The following is a 25,768-nucleotide window of genomic DNA, read 5'->3' on the forward strand; positions in this document are numbered from 1 at the left end:
CGTAGCCGGCCGCCTCCGGCGTCCTGCGACACCTGTGAGCGGCTCAGCGGCCGGTTCAGCGGGTCGGCAGCAGCGGGGCGCCCGCCTGGGCGGCCGAGAAGCTGGCGAACTTGGCCGGGCTGGTGATCGGGTAGGAGTTGCCGTAGCTGTTGAGCTCGGTGTTGAAGTAGGCCATGGCCAGGCCGCCGGTGTCGACGAGCTGGGCGTAGGTCCGCTGGAGCCAGCCCTGGTCGGCGGCGAAGGCCTCGTCGGTCAGCCCGGTCTCGGCCAGCGCCCAGGTGGTGTCGTGGGCCGCGGCCCACGCCTGGAACTTCTCGAAGTAGACCGACCTGACGTCCTCGGTCTTGGTGATGAGCGTGCCGTCGGACTTCCTCGTCATGTGCCAGTTGTAGACGTCGAAGCCGGCGACATCGACCTTGGTCTGGGGCCAGATGTTCTCCAGCCGGAACTCGGCGGGCCCGTAGAGCTGGTTCCAGCCGGTGGTGATCACGGTGAAGGCGACGTTGGGTGCGGCGTGCCGCACCAGCGGGCCGAGGCGCTCCTGCATGGCCTTCCAGGCCCGGATGTCGCCGTCCTTCTCGGGCTCGTGGTGGAAGGCCACCCAGACCGGTCCGCCGACCGTCTTGAGCTTGCCGGCGAGGTCGAGGGCCCAGGCATCCCCCTTGCCGGCGGCCATGTCCTCCCAGCTCAGCGGGAGCTTGAAGCTGATCCAGGGGAGTCGTCCGGCGGCCAGGTCGGCGGCGGAGACCGACACCGCCTTGTCGACCTGGTGGCCCTGGTAGTAGGTGCGGCGCACGCCGAGACGGTGGCCGGTGGCCGCCTCCATCGGGGCCGGGTCGGAGTTGGCCCCGAAGGCCGAGCCCAGGTAGGCGCCGCAGGCGGGGAGGCCCCGGCTGTCGTAGCTGCAGCCGTTGCTCAGGTAGCCGGCCACGTCGGTGGGCGTGGGCGTGGGCGTGGGCTCGGTGGTCGGCGGGGAGGTCGGCTCCGGGGGCTTGGGGCCCTTGGGCTTCTGGTTGCGTGGCTTCTTCTTCTTCGGGTTCTTCGACTCGGGGTTCTGCTTGCGGTCCTTGGGCGGCGTCTGCCGCGCCTTCTTGCCCTTCTTGACCCGCAGCACCCGCACGTCGTCGAGGAGCACCCGGTCCTGGCGCGACTGACGGGTGCGCACCTCCACCTTGACCACCGAGGTGTCGGAGCTGCGGACGACCCGCACCCGGGCCAGCGACCAGGCCTTGCCGACCGTCAGCCTGTCCCGGCGGGTGTCCAGCACCTCACCCGTGGCGGGCTCGACCTCGCGGACCACCAGACGGGCGGGGACCCGGCCCCGGGTGGAGCGGAGCCAGGCGGTGACCTCGTGCCGGGCACCCTTGAGGTCGCGGGCGTGGGCGGTGGAGGCGGCCACCACGAGGCCCGTGGACGTCGCCTTCAGGCGGGCCGCGCGGTGGGAGCGCCGGCCCTCCGCCACGGTGGTCAGCCGGGCCTTGCCGCGGGCCGTCCAGCCGCGGGTGCCGTACTCGAAGGTCTCGTTGAAGAGCGCTCGGGACGACGGGGCGGGGGCGGAGGCGGCGGCTCGCTGGGTGCCGTCCTGCGCCGGCGCTGCGCCGGAGGAGGGGACCAGGAGGAGGGGAGAAGCCATCAGGACGGTCGCCAGCGCCGGGAGGAGGGCGCGCTGAACCGAGGTGCGTGAATGGGTCACGGGCAGAACCTTCGTGGGGCCGGCGCAGTGCCGGGCGAGGGGCGGGAGTCGCGGAAGGTGAAGCGGCGGCGGGGGAAGTGATCTCCCTCATACCAATGCTCCGAACGTACCCCAATTTCGGTAAGGCGTCTCGCGATCCATCCCCTATCTGGGGTAGATAACCCGGGTCATTCCTCGGGTCCGACTAGGCCACTCCAGACCGGCGTCCGGCGGGTCAGATGCCGCGACCGCGGCGGTGGGCCAGGTCCATCAGCCGCTCGGCCGAGACCAGCCGCAGTGCGACGGAGGCGGCCAGCAGCCAGCGTCGCTCCATCGGCCTGGCCCGGACCGTGGCCCTGATCGCGGCCCAGGCCCCGGGGTCGCGCAGGGCGGCCAGCGCGAAGGCGCGCTGGCCGAGGAGCCGGGCCAGCGCCCGGGGATCGGCGTGGAACTCCGGGTGCTTGCCCAGCCAGTAGTCGGTGGCCGCCACGATGGTGGCCCAGCGCTGGGAGAACATCGACTGCCCCCAGGTGACCCGGACCAGCGGCCGCTCCACGACGGCGAAACCGCCGTGGCGCGCGGCGCGGATGATCCAGTCGTAGTCCTCGCCGTGGCTGCCGGGGATCTCCTCGTCGACCAGGCCGATCCCGCCCAGCAGCGCCTCGCGCGCGACCATCACCGTGGAGGGGTGCGCCGACATCACGCGACTGCGCACCAGGTTGGCCAGGGTCAGCTCGTCGCGGGTCGCCACCCGCGGGGTGCGGGTCTCGCCGTAGGCCACCACGATGCCGGTCACGCAGGTGGGGGCGCCGGTACGGGCGAGCTCGCCGACCTGGGCCAGCAGCTTGCCCTCGAGCCACTCGTCGTCGTCGTCGCAGAACGCCACCCAGGGTGCGGTCCCCGCCAGGATGCCGCTGTTGCGGGCCCCGGCCAGCCCGGCGGAGCGCGTGTTGGCGATGGGGTGGACGGGCCGGCGGGGGTCGGTGGAGGCGAGCGAGGGGTCCACCTCGCTCCGGTCGAAGACGACCCAGGTGCGCACCACCCCGGGATAGTCCTGCCCGACCACGGCCCCCAGGGCGCGCCGCAGCAGCTGGGGACGGTCACGGGTGGCGATCACCACGTCCACGTCGGGGCAGGCCTCAGTCACGCTCTCGTCTCCTGGCACGTGGGGGCATCAGCGTCATCAGGATGACACCCCCCAGCAGGCCGACCGCACCCCCGGACACCGTGAGCAGCTCGTAGTCGCGTCGCCCCGGCTCGGGCTCACCGGTGCGGACGACCTCGCCGACCGCCCGGCGGTCGGTCTCCAGCTGGTTGATCGCGGCGTTGAGGCTCGCCCGGGCCTCCTCCGAGGCGGCCCCGCCCTGGAGCTCGCGCAGCTCCTCGCGCAGCTGGGCGACGACGTCCTGGCGGCGCTGCTCGAGGTAGTCCTCGCGGGCGTCGAGGTAGGACTCGCTGACGGCGGTGGCCAGCGCGGGGATCTCGGCCGGGTCGGGCCAGCGCACGTGCATCACCAGCACGCTGGAGTTGGGCTCGCCGGTCACGGCCAGGCCCTCGCGCAGCCGGCGGGGGGTCGAGTCGACCGAGCTGGCGGCCGCGCGCAGCGTGGCCTCCGACATCAGCAGCGCCGCCTCGGTGTCGACGGTGATGTCCTGGGAGGGCCGCTTCAGCTCCTCCTCCACCGCCTCCTCCTCGGGCACCTCGGTCTCCAGGTAGACCGGGGCGGGGGTGATCGCGATGGCGACCCTCGCCTCGTGGTCGGGAGCGGGGGCGAGCAGCGCCAGGACCAGCCCCACCACCGCGCCCACCGTGGCGGTGCCGATCAGGACGACGCGCCCGCGCCGTACCTCGGCGACGAGCCGGGGCAGCGTGGTCAGCAGGCGGGGCGGTCCGCTGCCGTCGGCCTCGCGCCGCTCCCGGGCCACCAGGCCGATGGCGAGCATCAGCACCATCAGCGGCAGGCCGAGGGTGTCGTAGATCGGGAGCTGCAGCAGGAAGAAGGCGATGGCGAAGGTGCAGAGCGTCTCGTTGACCGTCGCGCACCGCCAGGACCTCAGCAGCGCCAGCAGGATGAAGAGGAGGAAGAAGGCCAGGCCCGGCCAGCCCTGGGAGAACAGCACCATCCACAGCAGGCCCTGGGTGCCGAGCGGGGGGACCCCGCAACCGGGGCAGTCCGGCGTGGAGGCGCCGGTGATCGAGGCGAAGCTGCCCTGGACGTCCCGGGTGCCGCCGAAGCCGAGCACCGGCGACCCCTGGGAGACCGACTCGGTGGTGAGGGTGAGCAGGCCGCCGCGCCGGTCGTTGCTGTGCTGGTTGTCGAGGCGGTCGGTGACCAGGCCCCCGAGCGGGGTGACCAGCACGGTGAGCAGGCCGATGCCGGCCAGGAGGCCGCACGCCATCAGCAGCGCCGGTCGCCCCTTGGCCGCGGCGAGCAGCGCGAGGCCCACCCCGCCCATGGCCAGGGCACCCCACAGCCCCCGGTTGAGGGAGTAGAGGACCGGCGGCAGGGCCGCGGCCACGCTCACCAGGGCGACCACCGACCAGCGCACCCGGGAGCGGCCGCGGGCCCGGGCCAGCCAGCCCCCCACGAAGACCAGGGACATCGCCATCACCGCGCCCCAGGTGTTGGTGTAGGCGAAGGGCGCCTTGGGGCGGGTCCCCTCGGTGCCCAGCACCGTCTGCACGTCGGCGACCTCGACGTGGACCAGTGACTGGACGAAGGCGTTGGAGGCCACTCCCGGCGGCAGCAGCATCTCGAACGGGGTCCGCAGCTCCAGGGTGGGGGCGATCAGCGCGAGCAGGCCGCCGGCGGTGCTGACCAGGAACATCCACGCCACCGAGCCGTGGACGAGGCGGTCCGGGACCGTGCGGCGCGGCATCGTGGTGATCCAGACCAGGGCGACCGTGCAGGCGACGTACCAGGCGAGCTTGAAGGCGAAGACCATCAGCCTGCCCCCGCCGGCCCCGCCGGGCACCGCGCCGGGGGCGTCGATCCAGAGCATCGCCGCCCCGAGCACGATCCAGACGAGGAAGAGCGCCCACCACCCGAAGCCGCGCGGCAGGTGGACCAGGGGCTGGCGGACCAGCTGGACGGCCATCACCCCCGCGACCAGGAGCGGCACGGTCTCGGCCAGGCCCAGGAGCCACCAGACGGGCCAGCCGAGCAGCATGGCGGCCAGCGGCCAGCCCTGGCCGAGGCGGCGCCACCAGCGGGTGCGAGCGGGGCCGGCCAGGGAGGGCGGCGACGTCCGCACGGGGGTCGGCGAGGCAGCCTCACCCACCAGCTGCGTCATGCGGTCCATCACAGGCCGGGACCCCTTCGGGGAGCGTCATCAATTGAGGGGAAATCATGCCCTCGAACGGCTTATCCGGAGGTTCCTTGGTCAAGATTCCCCCTGGTGGCCACCTCGGGACGGCCAACGGTCCCGGTGACGCAAGGGTCGCCAGCTGGTTCTAGGAACGGTGGCAAGGCATATGGGCAGCAGGATCAACCGCGCGCTGGCGATCGTCGTCCTCGCGTGCGTGACGGCGCTGGTGGGCCACCTCCCCGCCGTCGGCGTCGTCCAGCCGGGCGGACAGCTCGTCCGCGACGTGGCGGCGGCGCGCACCCCGCACGTGCTCGACGGGATGGTCTACTCCGTGGTCGAGGCCGGCGGCAAGATGGTCCTGGGCGGTGACTTCAGCAAGGCGCGCAACGAGGGCGCCACCGGCCAGCTGTCCCGCGAGAACCTGCTGGCTTTCGACCCGGTCTCGGGCGAGATCAGCCAGAGCTTCGTGCCCCAGCCCAACGGCGTGGTCCGCGTGGTGCTGCCCGCGGCCGACGGCCAGTCGGTCTACGTCGGCGGCAAGTTCACCAGCATCGGCGGCCAGAGCCGCAAGAACCTGGCCCTGGTCCGGATCTCCGACGGCGCCGTGCTGCCCTTCGACGCCGGCAAGATCACCGGCCAGGTCCGCGACCTGCGCCTGACCGGCGGCCGCCTGTGGGTCGCCGGCCACTTCACCCACGTCCAGGGCCACGACCAGACCGCGCTGGCGACCGTCGACCCGCGCAGCGGCGCCTTCCTGCCCTACATGCGCCAGCGCATCGCCGGCGTCCACAACAGCGGCGCGACCAACGTGCTCAAGATCGACGTCAGCCCCCGGGGCGACCGGCTGGTCGCGGTCGGCAACTTCGACACCCTGCAGGGCGTGGTGCGCCACCAGCTCCTCCAGCTCGACATCAGCGGCTCCGAGGCGCGCGAGACGGACTTCAACACCAGGTTCTTCACCGCGACGTGCTCCAAGTCGTTCGACACCTACATGCGCGACGTCGACTTCTCGCCCGACGGCTCCTTCTTCGTGGTGACCACCACCGGCGCCTACGGCGGCGCGGACTCGCCGTGCGACGCCTCCTCCCGCTTCGAGACCTACGCCTCCGGCCAGACGGTGCAGCCCTCGTGGGTGAACCTCACCGGGGGCGACACCCTCTACGCCGTGGAGGTCACCGAGTCGGTGGTCTACGTCGGTGGCCACTTCCGCTGGCAGAACAACCCCTACGGCTCCGACGTCGGCAGCTACGGCGCCGTCGGTCGCGCCGGCATCGCCGCGCTGGACCCGGCCAACGGGCTGCCCTACTCCTGGAACCCGGGCCGCGACCGGGGCATCGGGGTCTTCGACTTCGCCCTGACCGGCAGCGGCCTGTGGGTCGCCTCGGACACCGAGCGGATCGGGGCGGGCCAGCTCAGGCCGCGGATCGCCCGGCTGCCGCTGGACGGCGTGACCTTCCCGGCCGTCCGCTCGGCCCAGCTGCCCAACGACGTCTACACCGTCGGCAGCTCGACGGTGACCGCCCGCAGCCTGCGCGACGGTGTCGTGGGCCCGGCCCGCTCGGTCTCCGGGCTCTCAACCAGCACGGTCAAGGGCGCGTTCATGGTCAACGGCTGGCTCTACCTCGCGCAGTCCGACGGCACCTTCGTGCGGCGGACCTTCGACGGGACCACCCTCGGTCCGGTCGAGCGGGTCAACACCAGCGACCTGATCCGGCTGGACACGACCTGGCGCGAGGACATGCGCTCCGCGACCGGCATGTTCTACGACAACGGCCGCCTCTACTTCACCCAGTCGGGCACCAACGAGCTGCGCTACCGCTACTTCACCCCGCAGAGCGGGGTCGTCGGCGCCAAGCGCCTGGTCGCCTCCGGCAACGTCTCCGGCATCAGCTTCTCCGGGGTCCGGGGCATGTTCCTGGCGGACGGCAAGCTCTACTGGGCCGACGCCTCGGGGGCGCTGCGCCGGATCGACTGGACCGAGAAGGGCACCTCCGGCGCGCCCGTGGCCGGCACCATGGCGATGGTGTCGGAGCCGCGGACCGGCGGGGTCAACTGGACCGCGCGGGACCTCTTCGTCTTCCAGGACGCCCAGGGACGCGGGGCGCCGATGGACTCGCAGGCCTCCTTCGACTTCTCCTGCACCAGCCTCACCTGCACCTTCGACGGCACGTCGTCGGTGACGCCGGGCGGCGAGGTCGCCTCCTACGAGTGGAGCTTCGGCGACGGCGCCACGGCGACGGGCCCGACTGCCACCCACACCTTCGCCTCCAACGGCCGGCGGCAGGTCACCCTGTCGATCACCAGCACGCGGGGCGGGAGCAGCCGGGTCACTCGCGACGTCGAGGTGGTCCGGGTCAACCAGCGCCCTCAGGCGGCCTTCACCGCCTCGTGCCTGGGCACCAGCTGCTCCTTCGACGCCTCGGCCTCGACCGACGCCGAGGGGCCCCTGCAGTACGCGTGGAACTTCGGTGACGACACCTACGGCACGGGCATGACCCCGAAGAAGACCTACGCCGCCGAAGGCACCCGCCGGGTGACCCTGACGGTGACCGACAGCGACGGGGTGAGCGTCAGCACCACCCAGGACGTGGCCGCCAACCTCCTCAAGGTCGTCTTCGGCGGGGCCGCCTCCGCCAACAGCAACAGCACCAGCCACCGGGTCGTGCTGCCGGCGACGGTGGCGGCCGGCGACCTGCTGGTGCTCCAGCTCGCTCTCAACAGCGACGTCGAGGTCACCGCCCCGGCCGGCTGGACGCCCCTGGAGACACTCTCCGGCGGCGGGGTCGCGGGTCGGTCGTGGTGGCGCTACGCGGCGGCCGGGGACGCCGGCAAGGGCGTCCGCGTCGACGTCGGGGCCGCGGCCAAGGGCGACCTCTCGGTGGCCGCCTACCGCGGCACGGGCGGGCTCCAGGCCTACGTGGCCGACCACAAGGGGCGTCTCCACACCTCGCGGGGCACCGAGTTCACCACGCCGCAGGTGACCGCGCCGGCGGACGGGGGGTGGCTGGCGAGCTACTGGGCGCTGAAGGCGGCCGCCGAGACCTCCTGGAGCCAGATCGGGGGGCAGACCGCGCGAGCCACGTCGTCGGGGGCCGGCAGCGGCCGGATCACCGCCACCATCTCGGACTCGAACGGCCCCGTGGCCGCCGGGCCGGCGGGCAACCTGGTGGGCAGGACCACCGTGGAGGTGTCCCGTGCCATCGTGTTCTCCACCGCCATCGGTCTCAGGTAGGCGGTTCGGGCGCCGCGGGGGAGAAGGTTCAGCAGCGCCGAGGGACGAAAGATCAGAGCAGTGTCAGGGGTTCGGTGACCACCCCGGTCGCCAACCAGGTGGGAGTGGGTGGGAGTGAAGAAGACAGACGCATCGGGGCGGCTGTCCGGGGCCGCCTGCGTCCTCGTCCTGCTCACCCTGGTCGGGTGCGGTTCCGCCACCGAGGCCACCGAGCGGGCGACCAGCCTGCCGGGCCCGCGGGGCCAGCTCGTGCTGGAGTTCGACGAAGGGCTGAGCGCTGAGGGCGACCCGATGCGGCGGGTGCAGAGCTCCGGCACCGCCACCCTGCGGATCAGCGTGAGCACCGCCGGCGGCGGAACTCTCGACCGGGTCGTGGGCCGCTCCGGCTACGCGGTCCGGACCCCGCCGTTCAGCGACGCCGGCCCCACCCCGGCCGCGGTGCTGGTGGTCAAGCCCCGCGGCGCCGACCAGCTCAGCCCCGGGAGCCGGGCCTTCCGCTGGGGTGCCGACGTGATGCTCGACGCCGAGCAGGGCACGACGCAGGGCGACAACGGCGACAACGTGATGCAGCGCGGTCTCTTCGACGACCAGGCACAGGTCAAGCTCCAGCTCGACGGCGACGTGCCGTCGTGCCGGGTGCGGGGCGAGACGGGCGAGGCGATCGTCTCGGCGAAGGTCTCGGTGGACCGTGAGCAGTGGCACCGCATCATGTGCCAGCTGCGCCACGACGAGCTGACCCTGGCGGTGGGCGAGCCCGGGCGACCCGACCCCCAGGTGTGGTCGGTGCCGGCCGCCGTCGGGGCGATCGAGTTCCGGCGCTCGGAGCCGGTCGCCATCGGCGGCAAGGTGACACCCAAGGGGCGGATCCAGCCCCGCGACACCGACCAGTTCAACGGGCTGATCGACAACGTCTTCATGGACATCTCGTGAGCGCCGGCCGAGGGGAGGGGGAGGACCGGTGAGCGCGTCCCCGCCGAAGGTCGTCGTCGTCGCCGAGGGTCACCTCGTCGGCGAGGCCATCGAGGTGGCGCTGAGCGCCCGCGACTTCCAGATCGTCCGGATGGCCAGCCCGCGCTCCCGCCAGGAGCTGATGGAGGCCCGCCGCGAGATCGCCCGGGAGAAGGCCGGGGTCGGGGTGGTGGTCGCCGAGATCGACGACCTGGGCCAGTGGCGCGACGCGCTGGCGATGGTGGAGTCGATCCGGATGCGCTGGCTGGTGGTCACCGGCTCGCGCAACCCGGCGCGCTGGGGGGCGCTGGTGGCGGCGGGCTGCCTGGGCATCGTCCCGATGTCGGCCGGGCTCGACGTACTGACCCGCACGCTGTGGGCGGTGGCCCGTGGCGGGCCGGGGATGCCGGCGTCGACCCGCGAGGAGGTGCTGGCGGAGTGGGAGCGCCTCGGGGCCTCGCGCCGGTCGCTGATCCTGCGGATCTCCGCGCTCTCCCCGCGTGAGTGGGCGGTGCTGGAGATGCTCAAGGAGGGCCTGTCGATCAAGGCCATCGCGGAGGCCGGCGGGGTGAGCGAGGGCACCGTGCGCAGCCAGGTGAGGGCGATCCGGCAGAAGCTCAACGTCAAGTCGCAGCTCGCGGCGGTGGCGGCCTACCAGCAGGCGACCGACCTCAACTACTCCAAGACCGGCTGAGCGCTCCGCCGCCGGCCCCGGCCCTGCGTCGCGCGGCGTGCGCCGCGGCGTGAGTCGCGGCGTGAGTCGCGGGGGGTGCATCACCGGCGTGCGTCCCGGGCTGCCGTCCCGGGCTGGGCGGGCCGCGATAGTTTCGGGGCGAGGGCCGGTCGCGCTGTACCGGTCCCGAAGCACGGGAAGGCGTCACATGATCGAGATCCTCAATCCCGCCCGGGTGGCCCTGGGCCGGGAGACGGGCGCCCTGGTGGCCGAGATCCTGCAGACGATGCGGCGCCGCAGCACCCCGGGCACCAACCTCCTCGACATCGACCGGGGGGTCAAGGAGATGATCCTCGACGCCGGGGCCGTCTCCTGCTACGTCGACTACGCGCCGTCGTTCGGCAGCGGGCCCTTCGGCCACTACATCTGCACCTCGGTCAACGACGCCGTGCTCCACGGTCTCCCGCACGACTACGAGCTGGCCGAGGGCGACCTGCTCTCCCTGGACCTGGCCGTCTCGCTCGACGGGGTGGTCGCCGACTCGGCCATCAGCTTCGTGGTCGGTGAGGTGGAGCGGCCCGAGGACACCGCCATGATCGAGGCGACCGAGCGGGCCCTGGCGGCGGGGATCGCCGCGGCCGGGCCCGGCGCGAAGATCGGGGACCTCTCCCACGCGATCGGCTCGGTCCTCGCGGCGGCCGGCTACCCGATCAACACCCAGTTCGGCGGGCACGGGGTGGGCTCGACGATGCACCAGGACCCGCACGTCTCCAACAACGGGCGCCCGGGTCGCGGATTCACGCTGCGCCCTGGCCTGCTGCTGGCCCTGGAGCCGTGGGTGATGGCCGACACCGACGAGCTGGTCACCGACGACGACGGGTGGACGCTGAAGAGCGCCACCGGCTGCCGGACCGCGCACAGCGAGCACACCATCGCGATCACCGACGACGGCGCGGAGATCCTCACCCTGCCGCGGTAGCCCGTGCTCCGATGGCCGCCGTTCCCGGTGGCCCGGTGTCCCCGTCGTACCCCCGATAGCCCGGGGTCGCAGTCCGTCCGGCCCGCCGGCGGCGGGCTCCCCGGTCGTTCGTCCGTCGTTCGGCCTATGCCCGCTGAGGTATCCCGCCTACGCCATCGTGGGTAACTTCCCCGCCCGGGCGGCGTGTCCTCCACAGGAGCGCGGGACGGCGGCCGAGGCCCCCTCGCGCTCCACTAGCGTCGCTGGGGTCGATGTTCGGGTCGTCGCAGGAGAGCTCGGGGGGAGAGCCATGACCGCGTCCGTGGTGTCCGCCTCCGGCTCGTCGCTGCCGGTGAGCAGCCCGCCCGAGGTGGTGGAGGCGCTGGACGCGCGGCTGCGCCAGGTGGTCCGCCGCGAGGGCATCGATCCCCAGCGCGACGCCGGGCGGGTCCGTCAGCTCGCCGAGCAGCTGGTGACGGCCCACGACGAGCAGTCCCTGACCGGCGCGGTGGCGCCGGTGCCGGATGCCGAGGCGCTGGTCGACGAGCTGGTGGCCCGGGTGGCAGGCTTCGGCGCCCTGCAGAGCCTGCTCGACGACCCGACGGTGGAGGAGGTGTGGATCAACGACCCGAGCCGGGTCTTCGTGGCCCGCCACGGCCGCCACGAGCTGACCAACCTGGTCCTCACCCAGGCCCAGGTCACCGAGCTGGTGGAGCGGATGCTGAAGACCAGCGGACGCCGGGTCGACCTGAGCCAGCCCTTCGTCGACGCCATGCTCCCCGACGGCCACCGGCTGCACGTGGTGCTGCAGGGGATCAGCCGGGGGTTCACGGCCGTCAACATCCGCAAGTTCCGGCTCCAGGCCGCCCGCCTGGCCGACCTCGTCCAGCTCGACAGCCTCACCCCCGCGGCGGCCGCCTTCCTCGAGGCCTCGGTGCGGGCCGGGCTCAACATCCTGGTCGCCGGCGCGACGCAGGCCGGCAAGACCACCATGCTCAACTGCCTGGCGGCCGCCATCCCGGGCGGCGAGCGGGTGATCAGCGCCGAGGAGGTCTTCGAGCTGAAGTTCCCCCACCCCGACTGGGTGCCCATGCAGACCCGTCAGGTCGGGCTCGAGGGGACGGGCGAGATCCGGCTCCGCGACCTGGTCAAGGAGTCGCTGCGGATGCGGCCCTCGCGGGTGATCGTGGGCGAGGTGCGGGCAGAGGAGTGCCTCGACCTGCTCCTCGCCCTCAACTCCGGGCTCCCCGGCATGTGCACCCTGCACGCCAACAGCGCCCGCGAGGCCCTGGTCAAGATGTGCACCCTTCCGCTGCTGGCGGGGGAGAACATCTCGGCCCGGTTCGTGGTGCCGACGGTAGCGAGCTCGGTCGACCTGGTCGTCCACCTCGGCATCGACGTGCGCGGGGTGCGCCGGGTCAACGAGATCGTGGCCGTGCCGGGTCGGGTCGAGGACGACGTCATCGAGATCGAGCCGATCTTCGAGCGCTCCTCGGGCCCCGGCGGCGCCGGGCTCCGCTGGACCGGAGGGGTGCCCCACCGCCCCGAGCGCTACCAGCGCGTCGGCGTCGACGTCCACCAGCTCCTGAACGGGGGCGGCTCCTGATGGGCGCCCTGGTCGGCCTGGGCTTCGGCACCGGCGCCCTGCTCGTCTGGTCGGCGTTCTTCCTGCCCCGGGCCGAGCGGAGCGGGTCACGGCGTGCCGGCCGGCTCCAGGAGCTCCTGGCCCGGGCCGGGATGGGCGAGGTCTCCGTCTCGAGCCTGCTGGCCCTGTGCTCGGTGCTCGGGCTGGGCGCGCTCGCGCTGGTCCAGGTGGTCTCGGGCGCCTTCCCGGTGGCCCTGGCGTTCGGCCTGATCAGCGCCTACCTGCCGCTGGCGGTGCTGGCGGGGCGGGTCCGCAGGCGGCAGCGCGAGTTCGCCGAGGTGTGGCCCGAGGCGGTGGACAACCTCTCCTCGGCCGTCCGCGCCGGGCTGTCGCTGCCCGACGCGTTGTCGGGGCTGGCGGTCAACGGGCCGGGGGCGCTGCGCGACTCCTTCGCCCAGTTCGCCCTGGACTACCAGGTCACCGGCCGGTTCGGGGAGTCCCTCGACCGGCTCAAGGAACGGCTCGCCGATCCCGTCGGCGACCGCATGGTCGAGGGGCTGCGGATCGCGCGCGAGGTCGGCGGGGGAGACCTCGGGCGCCTGCTGCGCAACCTCTCCGGCTACCTGCGCGAGGAGGCCAGGACGCGCTCCGAGCTGGAGTCCCGCCAGGCGTGGACCGTCAACGGCGCCCGCCTGGCCGTCGCGGCCCCCTGGGTGGTCCTGCTCATGATGGCCTTCCAGACCGAGCTGATCGCCCGCTACGCGACCCCCAGCGGCGCCCTGGTGCTCGTGGTCGGCGCCAGCCTCTGCTTCGGCGCCTACGCGATGATGCTCCGCATCGGCCGGCTCCCCGTCGAGCGCAGGATCCTGTCGTGAGCCTCGCGCTGGTCGGCGCCCTGCTGGGGCTGGTCGCCGGGTTCGGGGTGCTGCTCGTCGCGGTCCGGGTCGCCGCGATCCGGCGCACCCCGATCGCCGTACGCGTCCTGCCCTACGTCAGGGACCTGCCCCAGGCCGGCCGCCTGCCGCAGCTCCAGGCGGTCTCCTCCTCGCCGGTCAGCGCCGCCGGCCAGCTCTTCGGCCCCATGCTTCGCTCGGCCGCCGACCTGGTCGAGCGGGTGCTCGGCGGGTCCGCCTCGGTCGCACGCCGACTGGAGCGTGCCGACCTGGACAAGACCGTCCAGGAGTTCCGGGTGGAGCAGGTGGTCTGGGGCCTGGTCGGCTTCGCCGCGGTGGCCGCCTGGGAGCTCCTGGGCGCCGTCACCGGCTCCTCGTCGGTCATCACCTCGGCGGCCCTGTGCCTGATCGCCTTCGCGGGCGGGGTGGTGCTGCGCGACCAGCGGCTCACGGCGCGGGCGGTGGAGCGCGAGCGCGAGATCGTGGCGGAGTTCCCCATCATCGCCGAGCTCCTGGCGCTCTCGGTGGCCTCCGGGGAAAGCCCGGTGGCGGCCCTGGACCGGGTGGTCCGCCGGAGCAACGGGGCGCTCTCGGCGGACCTGGGCCACGTGCTCTCCGAGATCAGGACGGGCGAGCCGGTGGCGCACGCCTTCGACCACCTCTCCCGGCGCACCGGGCTGACGCTGGTCGCCCGGTTCGCCCAGGGGGTCGCGGTGGCCGTGGACCGGGGGACCCCGCTCGCCGACGTGCTGCACGCGCAGGCGGGCGACGTGCGCGAGGCCGGTCGTCGCGCGCTGATCGAGAGTGCGGCCAGACGGGAGGTCCTGATGCTCGTACCCGTCGTCTTCCTGGTGCTTCCCGTGACCGTGCTCTTCGCCTTCTATCCCGGGCTGGTCGGTCTGCGCCTCGCCACCCCCTGAGCCCCAGCCCGCCGGGCAGGCCCGCTGACGTGCCGGCCCAGCAACCGACCCACCTCGATCCGCCCACCGATCTTCACCAACCGATCCACCCACGGAAGGAACCAGACATGACCCCGAGCCAGAGCTCCGAGACCGTCCCGCACGCCCCGCAGCGCAGCCGCTCCCGTCTGCGGTCGAGACTGGCCGAGCGGGCCGACGACCAGCGGGGAGACGTGCCGGGCTGGGTGCTTGTCACGGTGATGTCCGCGGGCATCGTCGCGGCGCTGCTCCGCTTCGCCGAGCCCGAGCTGGTCAGCATCCTGAAGACGGCGCTGGGCAGCGTCACGCCCGTCGGGTCCTGACGACGTCCCAGGCGACCTCCGGACACCACCCGCAGCGACGACTCCGAGACGACATGGGACGCCAGGCGGGACGACGCGCGGGACGGCGGGCTGGCCAGCGGGCCGGCCGGCGCGGCGAGGAGGGCGCCGCGGTCGTCGACTTCGTGCTGGTGCTGGTGATCCTCGTGCCGCTGGTCCTCGGCATCCTCCAGGTCGCGCTCGTGCTGCACGTGCGCAACACGGTCGCCTCGGCGATGGCCGAGGGCGCCAGGTACGCGGCCACCTGGGAGGCCACCCCCGAGGACGGCCTCGCCAAGGCCCGCGAGCAGTACGCCGGTGCCCTCGCGCCCGAGCTCGTCGAGGGGGCGCAGATCGAGGCGGTGGAGATCGAGGGGCAGCCCGCCTACCGGATGACGGCGCAGGTCCGGGTGCCGGCGCTCGGGCTGGGCGGGCCGGCGATCACCTTCGAGGTGAGCGGCAACGCCGTGATCGAGCCGGACCCCGCCCGCGGGGTGCCGGCGGCACCGAGCCCCGAGGACGGCGAAGCGGCGGGCGGCCACGAGGACGGGGGAGCGCCGTGAGCCGCCGAGGACGGGGGAGCACCGGGCAGCTCCCGGGGCGCCGCGCCCGGCGCGACGAGCGGGGCAGCGCGCTCGTCGAGCTGGTCTGGCTGGGAGTCCTGCTGCTGGTGCCGCTGGTGTGGATCGTGGTCTCGGTCTTCGAGGTGCAGCGGGGCGCCTTCGCGGTGAGCGCCGCCGCCCGCGCGGCGGGGCGCGCGTACGCCCTCTCCCCGGACGAGGGGACCGCGCAGCGGCGCGCCGAGGCCATCGCCCAGCAGACCCTCGACGACCAGGGCGGCGAGGGCATGACCGCCGAGGTCAAGGTCACCTGCAGCAACGGGCCCGGGCGCTGCCTCGAGGGCACCTCGGTGATCACGGTGCAGGTCGTCTCCGGGGTCGACCTGCCGGCGATTCCGGACGCGCTGAAGGGCGGCCGGTCGAGCTTCGGCCTCGAGGCCAGCCACACCGTCCCGGTGGGGCAGTACACCCAGGGCGGCGGCTGATGGGCCCGGCGCCGCGCCGCCGCGGCGAGGAACGAGGGCAGGTCTCGGTGCTCATCATCGGCTTCGCCGCCATCCTGCTGATCGCCATCGCCGTGGTGATCGACGCCTCGGCGGCCTACCTCCAGCGCCAGGGGCTGGACACCCTGGCGGACGGCGCCGCGTTGCAGGGGGCAGACCTGGGCTCCACCGGCGTCTACGGCGGAGGTATCCCCCAGGACAGGCTCCGCCAGGAGCGCGAGTCCGTCGACCGGGCGGTGCGCGACTACCTCGAGCTGGTGGGCGCCCGGCAGCGCTTCCCGGGGCTGACCCACAGCGTGCAGGTGGACCCTGCAGCCGGGCTGGTCCGGGTGACGCTGACCGCCCCGCTCGACCTGCCGTTGGCCGTGCCGGGGCTGGAGGAGCCGCCGGCGGTCTCGGCCAGCGGCGCCGCGGCGGTGACGGTGCAGCGGTAGGGACGACGGCTCAAGGAGGTGCCCGCCACCCAGCCAGGGCACACGTCAGACGATGAGGGAGACCCCGTCGTTCGTGCACCTTTGATGCACGGTCGCACACTGCACTTCCGAGGGCAGGTTGTGGAAGATGACCTTGGTGCCGATCGTCCGTCCTCGCCGGTTGGCCCACGCAACCGCCACTGCGAGCCGGTAGGTGGCCGGCATCGTGTACTGGTTCGCAGGCTGGACCGACCAGGCGGGGAAGGTGACCTGCCTGGTCCACCGTCCCATCCGGGAGGTGTATGGCTCGCTCGACTGGTAGGTGACCCAGGCGGTTCCGTCCCAGGACTGCAGGTTGTACTGGGCGGAGACCGTCTGTGGTCGGGGCTTGCGGCCTCGTCGAGGACTTCGGCCAACCGTGAGGCCGTTCGTGGCGAACGACTTGTACGACATGATCAGCCCCGGCCCCAGGTACACCTGGTTGTCCCGGATCGTCAGCATCGGTGTGTACACGGTGGTGTGCCCGGGGCGGCCGCTCGTCACCTCGGTGACCGCCGCGGCCGGCGCGGTGGACACTGTCGAGAGCAGACCTGAACACACAAGTGTCACGACGACACCGACGACGGTTCGCCGAAGCATTCGGGTCGGCTGGGTCACGGATCCTCCCGGTGCGACTGAGCGGCGACCGCGTCGGTGAGATCAATACGCGGGCATCCACTTGCCAGCGTGACACGCCGTTGCTATGGGGTGAAGACCCCAAGAAGGGCCTACCGGGCGAAGCGCCCCGGCCGGGAGAGCTCTCGCGGGAGGCCGTCGACCGAGGAGCCCGAGCGCGACTCCGTACGGTGGGTGGAATGACGGGTGGGGGGAGGGACGACGTGACGGACGACGTGTCGCAGGCGGGGACGGACTCGGGGGCGGGCGAGCCTGCGGGTGGGCGGACCGGCGCGCTGCGCTGGGGGGTGCTGGGCACCGGCGGGATCGCCCGGCGGTTCGCCGACGACCTGCGGGCCGACGGGCTGAGCGTGCAGGCCGTCGGGTCACGGACCCGGGAGGGGGCGGAACGGTTCGCGGCGTCGGCCGCCGCTTCCGGCACGGCCGCGGGAGGTGGCGGTGAGCTCCGCCCGCTCACGGCCCACCCGAGCTACCAGGCGCTGGTCGCCGACCCCGACGTCGACGTCGTCTACGTCGCCACGCCCCACGTCTTCCACGCCGAGCACGCGCTGCTCGCCCTGCGCGCGGGCAAGCACGTGCTCCTCGAGAAGCCGTTCACCCTCAACGCGGCCCAGGCCAGGGCCGTCGTCGCCGAGGCACGGGCGCGGCACCTGGTCGTCCTCGAGGCGATGTGGACCCGCTTCCTGCCGCACATGGTGCGGCTGCGCGAGATCGTGGCGGCCGGCACCCTGGGCGAGCTCCGCACCCTGGTCGCCGACCACAGCCAGCAGCTCTCCGACGACCCGGCCGGCCGGCTGCTCGACCCGGCACTGGGCGGGGGCGCCCTGCTCGACCTGGGGATCTACCCGGTCTCGTTGGCCTGGGACCTCTTCGGTGCCCCGGTCACCGTCGACGGCAGGTCGGTCCCGACGCCCACCGGGGTGGACCGCCAGACGGCGGTCACGCTCACCCACGCGCGGGGGGAGCAGTCCGTCCTGCACACCGCCCTCGACGTCGCCGGGCGCAACGACGCCGTCGTGCTGGGGACGCGGGCGCGGGTCGAGATCGCGCCCACCTGGTATGCGCCGACCACGCTGCGCGTCATCGCCACGGACGGCACGCTGCTCGAGGAGTACGACGGCCGCGAGCCGGGCCGCGGTGCGGGCCGCGGGATGCAGCACCAGGCGCGGGAGCTCGAGCGACTGGTCCGCGCCGGTCTCACCGAGTCGCCGCTGCTGCCCGCGACGCAGAGCATCGCCGTGATGGAGACGCTGGACGAGGTCCGTCGACAGATCGGTCTGGTCTACCCGGGCGAGGAGTGAGCCCCCTCGCGTTACGGTGGGCCGCCCGTCCTGACCTCTCGACGACCGGAGCCCCGAGATGCCTCGTGCCGGACGCCGCCGCCACGCGCGGCCCACGCCCTTCGCGATCCTGCCCGCGCTGCCCGTCCTGCCGGTGCTGCTCATCCTGACGCTGCTGCTTCCGGCGGCCGCGGTGGCCGGCCCGGACGGGAGCACCGGGAACGGCGTACGCGGGGCGGTGGGCCACGAGGCCGCCGGATCGAGCCGGGCGGCCACGGGCAGGCGCTACGCCAAGAAGGCGCTGCGGGCCACCAACGCCCACCGCGGCCGGCAGGGCCTGAGCACCTTCCGCACCCACCGCTGCCTGGTCCGGTCGGCCCAGGCCCAGGCGAATGCGATGGCAGCGAGCGCGACCTTGTACCACCAGGAGCTGGGCCCGGTGCTGCGCCGCTGCGGCATGCGCACGGTGGGGGAGAACGTGGCGATGGGCTATCGCACGGGCCGGGCCGCGGTCCGTGGCTGGATGGACTCGCCCGGTCACCGCGAGAACATCCTGCGGCGCGAGTTCCGCCTGATCGGCATCGGCGCGGCCAAGGGCGGCGACGGGATCTGGTACTCCGCCCAGGTCTTCGGCGGCCGGTGAGCGGGGCGCGGGCGCGGGTCGCCGACGTCCTCGGCGTGACTGCGCCGGCCACCTGATCGCGACCCCAAACAAATACCCTGAATTGGTCACAACAAATGGGGGGTCGATGGGGTCACACTGTCGAGCCTGCAGGACCAGGTGCCTGCACACCGACGAGGGAGAAGACCCCATGAAGCGCACCATCATCAGCACCGCCGCCGCCGTGGCGCTCGCCTCCATGACGCTGGTGGCCGCCCCGGCCGGCACCGCGGCGCAGGCGCCAGCGCACCGGGCCGGCGCGCAGAGCGCCGTCGACGCCTCGGGTGCGGCGGCCCTGAAGGCCCAGCCGAAGAAGCAGGGCAAGGTCCGCCTCAAGGTCGACCGCGAGGTCGCCGTCGCCGGTGCGGACGTCCTGAAGTTCACCGGTTGGGCCCGGCCCAAGGTCAAGGGGCAGCGGGTGGTCCTGCAGCAGCGCCTGGCCGGCAACACGCGCTGGTCCAAGTCGAGCTCCACCCGGCTGCGCGCGAGCGGCCGGTTCACCCTCGAGGACGCGCCGAGCGCCCCCGGCACCCGCTTCTACCGGATCCGCAAGAGCCCGGGCAAGGGCGCCACGGTGGCCTTCTCCGAGGAGGTCAAGGTCGTGGTCTACCGCTGGGACCGCCTCACCGCTCGCACCTTCGGCCCCAAGGTCAACGTCGACCCGGGCATCGTCAACATCGGCGCCCAGGTCTACGACAACAGCCTGGCGACCAAGGCCCCCGGTGAAGGCACCGTCGAGTTCACCCTGGGTGGTCTGTGCACCTCCCTGTCCGCGACCTACGGGCTGACCGACAGCAGCTCCACCGGGGCGACCGGCACCGCGAAGCTCGAGGCCGACGGGGTGACCAAGGTCTGGGAGGACCTGACCATCGGGGCGATCAAGAAGCACACCAGCGACATCACCGGTGCCTACCGGGTGCTCTTCCGGTTCAACGCCAGCGCCGAGCCCGCCGCTCAGGTCGCGGCCGGCGACGTGTGGGTCCTCTGCACCAAGTGAGCGCGCCCCGACGCCGCCGGTGACCGTGGCGGAGCCCTGACTGCGAGGAGGGGTTTCGACACGGCACCGGCGGCGCCGTAGGGTGACTCCTTGTGGCAGGCACCGACTTCGACGCGCAGATCAAGCAGCTCCGGGCGACGATGCACACCATCGGGCAGGTGCTCGACCTGGACGCGATGCGCTCCGAGATCGCCGACCTCGGCGACCAGGTCGCGGCCCCGGACCTGTGGGACGACCAGGCCAACGCGACCCGGGTGACCGGACGCCTGTCGATGCTCCAGGGCGAGCTCGACAAGTTCACCGGCCTCAGCGACCGCATCGACGACCTCGAGATCATGGTCGAGCTCGGTCAGGAGGAGGGCGACGCCGACGCGATGGCCGACGCCGAGACCGAGCTCGAGCGGATCAAGAAGTCGGTGGAGTCGCTGGAGATCCGCACCCTGCTCAACGGCGAGTACGACGCCCGCGAGGCGCTGGTGAGCATCCGCGCCGGTGCCGGTGGCGTCGATGCGGCCGACTTCGCCGAGACCCTGATGCGCATGTACACGCGCTGGGCCGAGCAGCACAAGTACCCCGTGGAGGTCTTCGAGACCTCCTACGCCGAGGAGGCCGGGCTCAAGTCCGCCACCTTCGCCATCCACGCCCCCTACGCCTACGGCACCCTCTCGGTCGAGGCCGGGACGCACCGCCTGGTGCGGATCAGCCCGTTCGACAACCAGGGCCGCCGGCAGACGTCGTTCGCCGCCGTCGAGGTGGTCCCGGTGCTGGAGCAGACCGACGAGATCGACGTCCCCGACGAGGAGATCCGGGTCGACGTCTACCGCTCCGGCGGCCCCGGCGGCCAGTCGGTCAACACGACCGACTCCGCGGTGCGGCTGACCCACATCCCCACCGGCACGGTCGTCTCCTGCCAGAACGAGAAGTCGCAGCTGCAGAACAAGGCCTCCGCGATGGTGGTCCTCAAGGCAAAGCTGCTCGCGCTGAAGAAGGCCGAGGAGAAGGCCCACCTCGACGAGATGCGCGGCGACGTCCAGGCGAGCTGGGGCGACCAGATGCGCAACTACGTGCTCAACCCCTACCAGATCGTCAAGGACCTGCGCACCGGCTACGAGGTCGGCAACCCCAGCGCGGTCTTCGACGGCGACCTCGACGGCTTCCTCGAGGCCGGCATCCGCTGGCGCCGGGGCACCGACAAGGCCGAGGAGAACTGACCCCGGCCCGCCCCGGGACCGCCGCGGCGGACCGGGCGCCGGGGCTGGTGGTGGTGGCCGGGATCACCCCCGTGGTCTCTCTCACGGCACGCGTCGACCGCCGCTCTGGCGCGGCGCCCCCACCCGCTGGTGCCCTCGCGTACCCTCGGGTCACGTGATTCGATTCGAGAAGGTCACCAAGGCCTATCCAGGGCATCCGCACCCCGGTCTCGACCAGGTCTCGGTCGACATCGAGAAGGGCGAGTTCGTCTTCCTGGTCGGGTCGTCGGGCTCCGGCAAGACGACGTTCCTGCGCCTGGTGCTGCGTGAGTACAAGGCGACCTCGGGTCGTGTCTACGTGGCCGGCAAGGAGATCAACCGGCTGGCCAGCTGGAAGGTGCCCCGGCTGCGCCGCGACATCGGCACCGTCTTCCAGGACTTCCGCCTGCTGCCCAACAAGACGGTCAGCGAGAACGTCGCGTTCGCCCTGCAGGTGATCGGCCGGTCGCGCTCCGACATCAAGACGCTCGTCCCGGAGACCCTGGAGCTGGTGGGCCTGGAGGGCAAGGGCGACCGGATGCCCGACGAGCTCTCCGGCGGCGAGCAGCAGCGGGTCGCGGTGGCGCGGGCGTTCGTCAACCGGCCGATGATCCTGATCGCCGACGAGCCCACCGGCAACCTCGACCCGACCACCTCGGTGGGGATCATGAAGCTGCTGGACCGCATCAACCGCACCGGCACGACCGTGGTGATGGCCACCCACGACGCCGGGATCGTCGACCAGATGCGCAAGCGGGTGATCGAGCTGGAGCACGGCAAGGTCATCCGGGACCAGTCCCAGGGCGTCTACGGCGTCCAGAACTGACGAGAGGCAACAACCCCCCATGCAGCTGCGTTACGTCTTCTCCGAGCTCGGTCAAGGGCTTCGGCGCAATCTGTCGATGCATCTCGCGGTGGTGCTCACGCTCTTCGTCTCGCTCACCCTGGTCGGGCTCGGCGTGCTGCTCAACCAGCAGGCCGACAAGGCCGCCGCCCACTGGGGCAGCCAGCTGCAGATCACCGTGTGGCTCTGTAAGGCCGAGGACAGCTCCGCGGCCTGCACCGGTGAGGTGACCGACGCCCAGCGCGACGCCCTGGTGGCGGTCGTCGAGGACAACCCCGAGGTGGCCGGCTACCACCTGGAGTCCAAGGAGGAGGCGTTCGAGAAGGTCAAGGAGCTGGTCGGCCCCGAGCGCTTCGAGGGCCCCAACCCGGCGGCCACCGCCGAGGACATGCCCGAGTCGGTCTGGATCGAGCTCAAGAACGCCGAGGAGTACGAGGGCATCGTCTCCGCGGTCCGGGGGCTCGACGGGGTCTCCGGCATCCGCGACATGCGCGAGACGCTCAAGCCGATCTACGGCTCGATCAACGCGCTGAAGTGGGGAGCCCTGGGCACCGCGGCGTTCCTGGTGCTCGCGGCGCTGCTGCTGGTCGGCAACACCATCCGCCTGGCGGCCTTCGCCCGGCGCAAGGAGATCGGCATCATGCGACTGGTGGGTGCCTCCACCCTCTACATCACGCTGCCGTTCCTCCTCGAGGCCCTGGTCACCGCGCTGATCGGGGTGGCGCTGGCCGCCGGGGCGCTGGGGGCCTTCATGTACTTCGGGATCCACGAGCGCACCGCCGACGACTTGAAGTTCATGCCGTGGATCGGGATGGGGGAGTACGGCACCGCGGTGGCGGCGATCGCGCTGCTGGGTCCGGTGCTCACCCTGCTCCCGACACTCGTGCTGACGCGCAAATACCTCAAAGTCTGACCGCGCTCGGTTACCGTCGTCGAGTTCACTTCCCCGAACATCGAAGGCAACACGGTGCGTCCCTTCCCCCGTACCACGCGTCGCCGCACGGGCTCCGCGCTGCTCGCGAGCACCCTGGCGGTCAGCGCGCTCGCTGTCGGCGAGCTGAGCGCGGCCACCGCGTCGACGACCGCGCAGGGCTCCATGGCCATGCACTCCGGTGTCGCGCAGGCCGGTGCCGACGACCTGAAGAAGAAGCGACGCAAGGTCGCCGAGCGGATCGAGGACGCCGAGTCCGAGCTGCACTCCTCCAGCCGCCGGATGCAGCGGGCCAGCGCCGCCCTGGCCACGGCCCGCGACCAGCTCGGCGCCGCCCAGGTCGCCCTGGCCGCCGCCGAGGCCAAGGTCGCCACCGCGCAGGAGCGTGACGCCCGGATGCAGGCCGAGCTGGCCGAGGCCACCGCGGCGCTGGAGCAGGCGCAGGCCGAGCTCGCGCAGGGGCAGGCGGACCGTGCCGTCCAGCGCGACCAGGTGGCCGCCACCATCGCCGACATGTACCAGCAGGGCGACCCCGAGCTGCTCGCCTTCGCCTCGCTGCTCGACGCCCGCACCCCTGCCGACCTGACCCGCCAGAGCGAGATGCGCGACGCGATCGTCGACCGCGAGGCCCGGGCCTACCAGCAGCTCCAGGCCTCCGAGGTGCTGCTCGCGGTCCGCGAGACCCGGGTCGCCGAGGCCAAGGCGGCGGTCGAGGTCAAGCGGCAGGCCGCGGCCGACCACCTCGTGGAGATGCAGGGCTACCAGGCCGAGGCGGAGGCCGCCAAGGAGTCGGTGGCCGCGCTGGTGGGGGAGCGACGTAACGCACACGCGGAGGCCGCAGCCGCCCGGCGGGCCGACGAGGCCGAGCTGGCCCAGCTCGAGCGCGAGGAGAAGGCGCTCGCCGAGAAGCTGCGACAGCTGGCTCTGGCGGCCCTGCGGGCCCAGCGCGCCCGGGCGGCGCAGCAGTCGGGCCCGCCCGGCAACAGCGGCGGCTTCCTGAACCCTCCGGTCGGCGGAGGCACTCTCTCCTCGCCGTTCGGCTACCGCTCCCACCCGATCTACGGCTACTGGGGCCTGCACGACGGCCAGGACTGGGCGGCCGACTGCGGCGAGCCGCTCTACGCCGCCGCCGACGGGCGGGTCGTCTCGTCCTACTACTCCTCGGTCTACGGCAACCGTCTGGTGCTCAACCACGGTGTCGCTGCGGGCCGCGGGCTCGCCACCGTCTACAACCACGCGACGAGCTACACCGTGGGGACGGGCGCCAGCGTGCAGCGCGGCCAGGTCATCGGCTACGTCGGCAGCACCGGCTGGTCCACCGGCTGCCACCTGCACTTCACGGTGATGGCCAACGGCCAGGCGGTCGACCCGCGCGGCTGGCTCTGAGAGCTCCCGGGTGCCCTGCCCGGCGGGACCGCGGGCGGGGGGCGGGTCGGCTCGGCCCGCCCTGTGGGAACCCGGTTGCGCACTGTTGAGAGGATGAGCCCCATGGCCAGGGAGCAGGGCACCAAGACGATCGCGCAGAACCGCAAGGCGCGGCACGACTACCACATCGAGGACACCTGGGAGGCCGGCATCGTGCTGGTCGGCACCGAGGTGAAGTCGCTGCGCCAGGGTCGCGCGTCGCTGGTCGACGGCTTCGCCGAGGTCGACGGGGGCGAGGTCTGGCTCCACCAGGTGCACATCCCGGAGTACAGCCAGGGCACCTGGACCAACCACGCCTCGCGCCGCAAGCGCAAGCTCCTGCTCAACCGCTCCGAGATCAGCAAGATCGAGCGCAAGGTCTCCGACTCCGGCTACACCCTGGTGCCGCTGCAGCTCTACTTCAAGGACGGGCGGGCCAAGGTCGAGATCGCGCTGGCGAAGGGCAAGAAGTCCTACGACAAGCGTCACTCGCTGGCCGAGAGGCAGGCCAACCGCGAGAAGGAGCAGGCCGTCCAGCGGCGGCTCAAGGGCTACAAGGACTGAGGGGTGCCCCCTCGCGACGCCGACGGGCGGGAGGCGCCAGAGCAGGACGCCGCCGCCGTCCGGGCCTGGATCGACCGGATGGGGCTCCCGGGACTCTTCGACGTCCACACCCACTTCCTGCCCCCGCGGGTGATGGCGAAGGTCCGGGCCCAGTTCGACGCGGCCGGTCCGCTCATCGGCGGGGCGTGGCCGCTGCGCTACCGCGACACGGACGAGGCCCTGGCGGCTCTCCTGCGCTCCTTCGGGGTGCGGCACTTCTCCGCGCTGCCCTACGCGCACAAGCCGGGGATGGCCGAGTTCCTCAACGACTGGGCGCACGACTTCGCGGTGCGGACGCCGGAGGCGCTGCACTGCGGCACCTTCTTTCCCGAGCCCGGGGCGGCCGACTACGTACGGCGCCGGATCGAGGACGGCCTGGAGCTGTTCAAGGTGCACGTCCAGGTGGGTGCGTTCCATGTGACCGACCCGCTCCTCGACGAGGCCTGGGGCGTGGTGGCCGAGGCGGGCACCCCGGTGGTGCTGCACGCCGGCAGCGGCCCGGTCCCCACCCCGTACACCGGGCCTGGCCCGGTCGCCGGGCTGCTCGCCCGGCACCCGCGCCTGGCGCTGGTGATCGCCCACATGGGGGCGCCGGAGTACGAGGAGTTCACCACGCTGGCGCAGTCCTACGAGCACGTGCGCCTCGACACCACGATGGCGTTCACCGACTTCTTCGAGGAGATGGGCGGACCGTGGCCGGACGCGCTGCTGCCGCGGCTCGTCGACCTGGGGGAGAAGGTGCTGCTCGGCTCCGACTTCCCCAACATCCCTTATCCCTACGTGCATCAGCTGGAGTCGCTGGAGCGCCTCGGTGAGCGCCACCCCGGCCTCGACCGGGCGTGGCTCCGCGCCGTGTGCTGGGAGAACGCCATCGGGCTCTTCGGTCGCTGACCGGCCGCATATGGGCTCCTACCTGCGGCGGCGGTAGCGGATGTCGCCGTTGGGGAGGCGGTCGTGGAGGTAGCGGTCGTCGTGGACGAGGTGGTGATGGTGGGAGCAGAGGAGGAGCCCGTTCTCGAGGTCGGTGGGGCCTTGTCGGGTCCAGGGTGTGAGGTGGTGGGCTTTGGTCTTCCCCCGGTCTCGTGGACACCGTCACAGTGGTCGAAAGACCACGGAGAGGTGTCTAGATGACGACCTATTC

General features: G+C 72.7%; 24 protein-coding genes and 1 pseudogene. 20 read left to right on the top strand and 5 right to left on the bottom strand.

Annotated elements, in window-relative coordinates; genetic code table 11:
- Positions 1-55: 55 nt before the first annotated feature.
- The 3 genes from AC4BG9_RS14765 to AC4BG9_RS14775 form a co-directional block, all read right to left on the bottom strand.
- Complete coding sequence (locus AC4BG9_RS14765) at positions 56-1,693, bottom strand: glycoside hydrolase family 26 protein (RefSeq protein WP_490571868.1); 1,638 nt, start codon at positions 1,691-1,693, stop codon at positions 56-58.
- A 214-nt stretch (positions 1,694-1,907) separates the two neighbouring features.
- Positions 1,908-2,819 (bottom strand): glycosyltransferase family 2 protein, encoded by a 912-nt coding sequence (locus tag AC4BG9_RS14770; RefSeq protein ID WP_490571869.1) that lies wholly within the window; start codon positions 2,817-2,819, stop codon positions 1,908-1,910.
- Entirely contained in the window at positions 2,812-4,965 is a 2,154-nt protein-coding gene (locus tag AC4BG9_RS14775) for a hypothetical protein (protein WP_490571870.1), read from the bottom strand. Before AC4BG9_RS14775 ends, AC4BG9_RS14770 begins: the two co-directional genes overlap by 8 nt.
- Positions 4,966-5,146: 181 nt before the next feature.
- On the opposite strand from AC4BG9_RS14775, the gene AC4BG9_RS14780 reads away from it, so the two are divergent.
- The 11 genes from AC4BG9_RS14780 (at position 5,147) to AC4BG9_RS14830 (ending at position 16,024) form a co-directional block, all read left to right on the top strand.
- Positions 5,147-8,212, top strand: coding sequence for a PKD domain-containing protein (locus AC4BG9_RS14780; protein WP_490571871.1), 3,066 nt, complete (start codon positions 5,147-5,149; stop codon positions 8,210-8,212).
- Between the two features lie 114 nt (positions 8,213-8,326).
- Positions 8,327-9,142 carry a LamG domain-containing protein gene (locus AC4BG9_RS14785; RefSeq protein WP_490571872.1) on the top strand — a complete coding sequence of 272 codons (816 nt, stop codon included), beginning with the start codon at positions 8,327-8,329 and terminating at the stop codon, positions 9,140-9,142.
- A gap of 28 nt (positions 9,143-9,170) precedes the next feature.
- Positions 9,171-9,854, top strand: coding sequence for a helix-turn-helix transcriptional regulator (locus tag AC4BG9_RS14790; protein ID WP_490571873.1), 684 nt, complete (start codon positions 9,171-9,173; stop codon positions 9,852-9,854).
- A gap of 187 nt (positions 9,855-10,041) precedes the next feature.
- The gene (gene map, locus AC4BG9_RS14795) at positions 10,042-10,812 is read left to right on the top strand and encodes a type I methionyl aminopeptidase (RefSeq protein ID WP_490571874.1); all 771 of its coding nucleotides are present in this window, start codon (positions 10,042-10,044) and stop codon (positions 10,810-10,812) included.
- 289 nt (positions 10,813-11,101) lie between these two features.
- Positions 11,102-12,397 (top strand): TadA family conjugal transfer-associated ATPase, encoded by a 1,296-nt coding sequence (locus tag AC4BG9_RS14800; protein WP_490571875.1) that lies wholly within the window; start codon positions 11,102-11,104, stop codon positions 12,395-12,397.
- Positions 12,397-13,251, top strand: coding sequence for a type II secretion system F family protein (locus AC4BG9_RS14805; RefSeq protein ID WP_490571876.1), 855 nt, complete (start codon positions 12,397-12,399; stop codon positions 13,249-13,251). Before AC4BG9_RS14800 ends, AC4BG9_RS14805 begins: the two co-directional genes overlap by 1 nt.
- Positions 13,248-14,189, top strand: a complete 942-nt coding sequence (locus AC4BG9_RS14810) for a type II secretion system F family protein (RefSeq protein WP_490571877.1) — start codon at positions 13,248-13,250, stop codon at positions 14,187-14,189. The genes AC4BG9_RS14805 and AC4BG9_RS14810 overlap by 4 nt, the downstream gene beginning before the upstream one ends.
- A gap of 107 nt (positions 14,190-14,296) precedes the next feature.
- The gene (locus AC4BG9_RS14815; protein ID WP_490571878.1) at positions 14,297-14,530 is read left to right on the top strand and encodes a hypothetical protein; all 234 of its coding nucleotides are present in this window, start codon (positions 14,297-14,299) and stop codon (positions 14,528-14,530) included.
- A 53-nt stretch (positions 14,531-14,583) separates the two neighbouring features.
- The gene (locus tag AC4BG9_RS14820; protein WP_490571879.1) at positions 14,584-15,090 is read left to right on the top strand and encodes a TadE/TadG family type IV pilus assembly protein; all 507 of its coding nucleotides are present in this window, start codon (positions 14,584-14,586) and stop codon (positions 15,088-15,090) included.
- A complete protein-coding gene (locus AC4BG9_RS14825) occupies positions 15,087-15,572 on the top strand; it encodes a hypothetical protein (RefSeq protein ID WP_490571880.1) in 486 nt (161 codons plus the stop codon). The genes AC4BG9_RS14820 and AC4BG9_RS14825 overlap by 4 nt, the downstream gene beginning before the upstream one ends.
- A complete protein-coding gene (locus tag AC4BG9_RS14830; RefSeq protein ID WP_490571881.1) occupies positions 15,572-16,024 on the top strand; it encodes a Tad domain-containing protein in 453 nt (150 codons plus the stop codon). The genes AC4BG9_RS14825 and AC4BG9_RS14830 overlap by 1 nt, the downstream gene beginning before the upstream one ends.
- Positions 16,025-16,069: 45 nt before the next feature.
- Here AC4BG9_RS14830 and AC4BG9_RS14835 read toward each other — a convergent pair whose 3' ends face one another.
- A complete protein-coding gene (locus AC4BG9_RS14835; protein ID WP_490571882.1) occupies positions 16,070-16,579 on the bottom strand; it encodes a hypothetical protein in 510 nt (169 codons plus the stop codon).
- A 302-nt stretch (positions 16,580-16,881) separates the two neighbouring features.
- On the opposite strand from AC4BG9_RS14835, the gene AC4BG9_RS14840 reads away from it, so the two are divergent.
- From AC4BG9_RS14840 to AC4BG9_RS14880, 9 genes are all read left to right on the top strand, one after another.
- Entirely contained in the window at positions 16,882-17,979 is a 1,098-nt protein-coding gene (locus AC4BG9_RS14840; protein ID WP_490571883.1) for a Gfo/Idh/MocA family protein, read from the top strand.
- A 58-nt stretch (positions 17,980-18,037) separates the two neighbouring features.
- Positions 18,038-18,601: a CAP domain-containing protein gene (locus tag AC4BG9_RS14845; RefSeq protein WP_490571884.1), complete on the top strand. Its 564-nt coding sequence runs from the start codon at positions 18,038-18,040 to the stop codon at positions 18,599-18,601.
- A 169-nt stretch (positions 18,602-18,770) separates the two neighbouring features.
- On the top strand, positions 18,771-19,616 hold the full coding sequence (locus AC4BG9_RS14850; RefSeq protein WP_490571885.1) for an NPCBM/NEW2 domain-containing protein: 846 nt from the start codon (positions 18,771-18,773) through the stop codon (positions 19,614-19,616).
- Positions 19,617-19,708: 92 nt separating this feature from the next.
- Positions 19,709-20,827 carry a peptide chain release factor 2 gene (gene prfB / locus AC4BG9_RS14855; protein ID WP_490571886.1) on the top strand — a complete coding sequence of 373 codons (1,119 nt, stop codon included), beginning with the start codon at positions 19,709-19,711 and terminating at the stop codon, positions 20,825-20,827.
- Positions 20,828-20,981: 154 nt separating this feature from the next.
- Positions 20,982-21,671, top strand: coding sequence for a cell division ATP-binding protein FtsE (gene ftsE / locus AC4BG9_RS14860; RefSeq protein ID WP_490571887.1), 690 nt, complete (start codon positions 20,982-20,984; stop codon positions 21,669-21,671).
- 19 nt (positions 21,672-21,690) lie between these two features.
- Positions 21,691-22,602: a permease-like cell division protein FtsX gene (ftsX, locus tag AC4BG9_RS14865; RefSeq protein ID WP_490571888.1), complete on the top strand. Its 912-nt coding sequence runs from the start codon at positions 21,691-21,693 to the stop codon at positions 22,600-22,602.
- 54 nt (positions 22,603-22,656) lie between these two features.
- Positions 22,657-24,006: a peptidoglycan DD-metalloendopeptidase family protein gene (locus AC4BG9_RS14870; RefSeq protein ID WP_490571889.1), complete on the top strand. Its 1,350-nt coding sequence runs from the start codon at positions 22,657-22,659 to the stop codon at positions 24,004-24,006.
- A 102-nt stretch (positions 24,007-24,108) separates the two neighbouring features.
- Positions 24,109-24,588 (top strand): SsrA-binding protein SmpB, encoded by a 480-nt coding sequence (smpB, locus tag AC4BG9_RS14875; RefSeq protein WP_490571890.1) that lies wholly within the window; start codon positions 24,109-24,111, stop codon positions 24,586-24,588.
- 3 nt (positions 24,589-24,591) lie between these two features.
- Positions 24,592-25,518, top strand: coding sequence for an amidohydrolase family protein (locus tag AC4BG9_RS14880; RefSeq protein WP_490571891.1), 927 nt, complete (start codon positions 24,592-24,594; stop codon positions 25,516-25,518).
- Positions 25,519-25,536: 18 nt separating this feature from the next.
- On the opposite strand, the pseudogene AC4BG9_RS14885 reads toward AC4BG9_RS14880, so the two are convergent.
- Positions 25,537-25,683, bottom strand: a pseudogene (locus AC4BG9_RS14885) (HNH endonuclease signature motif containing protein); the annotation flags it as partial.
- Positions 25,684-25,768 lie beyond the last annotated feature (85 nt).

The organism is Nocardioides sp. Z40_12 (assembly GCF_058215795.1).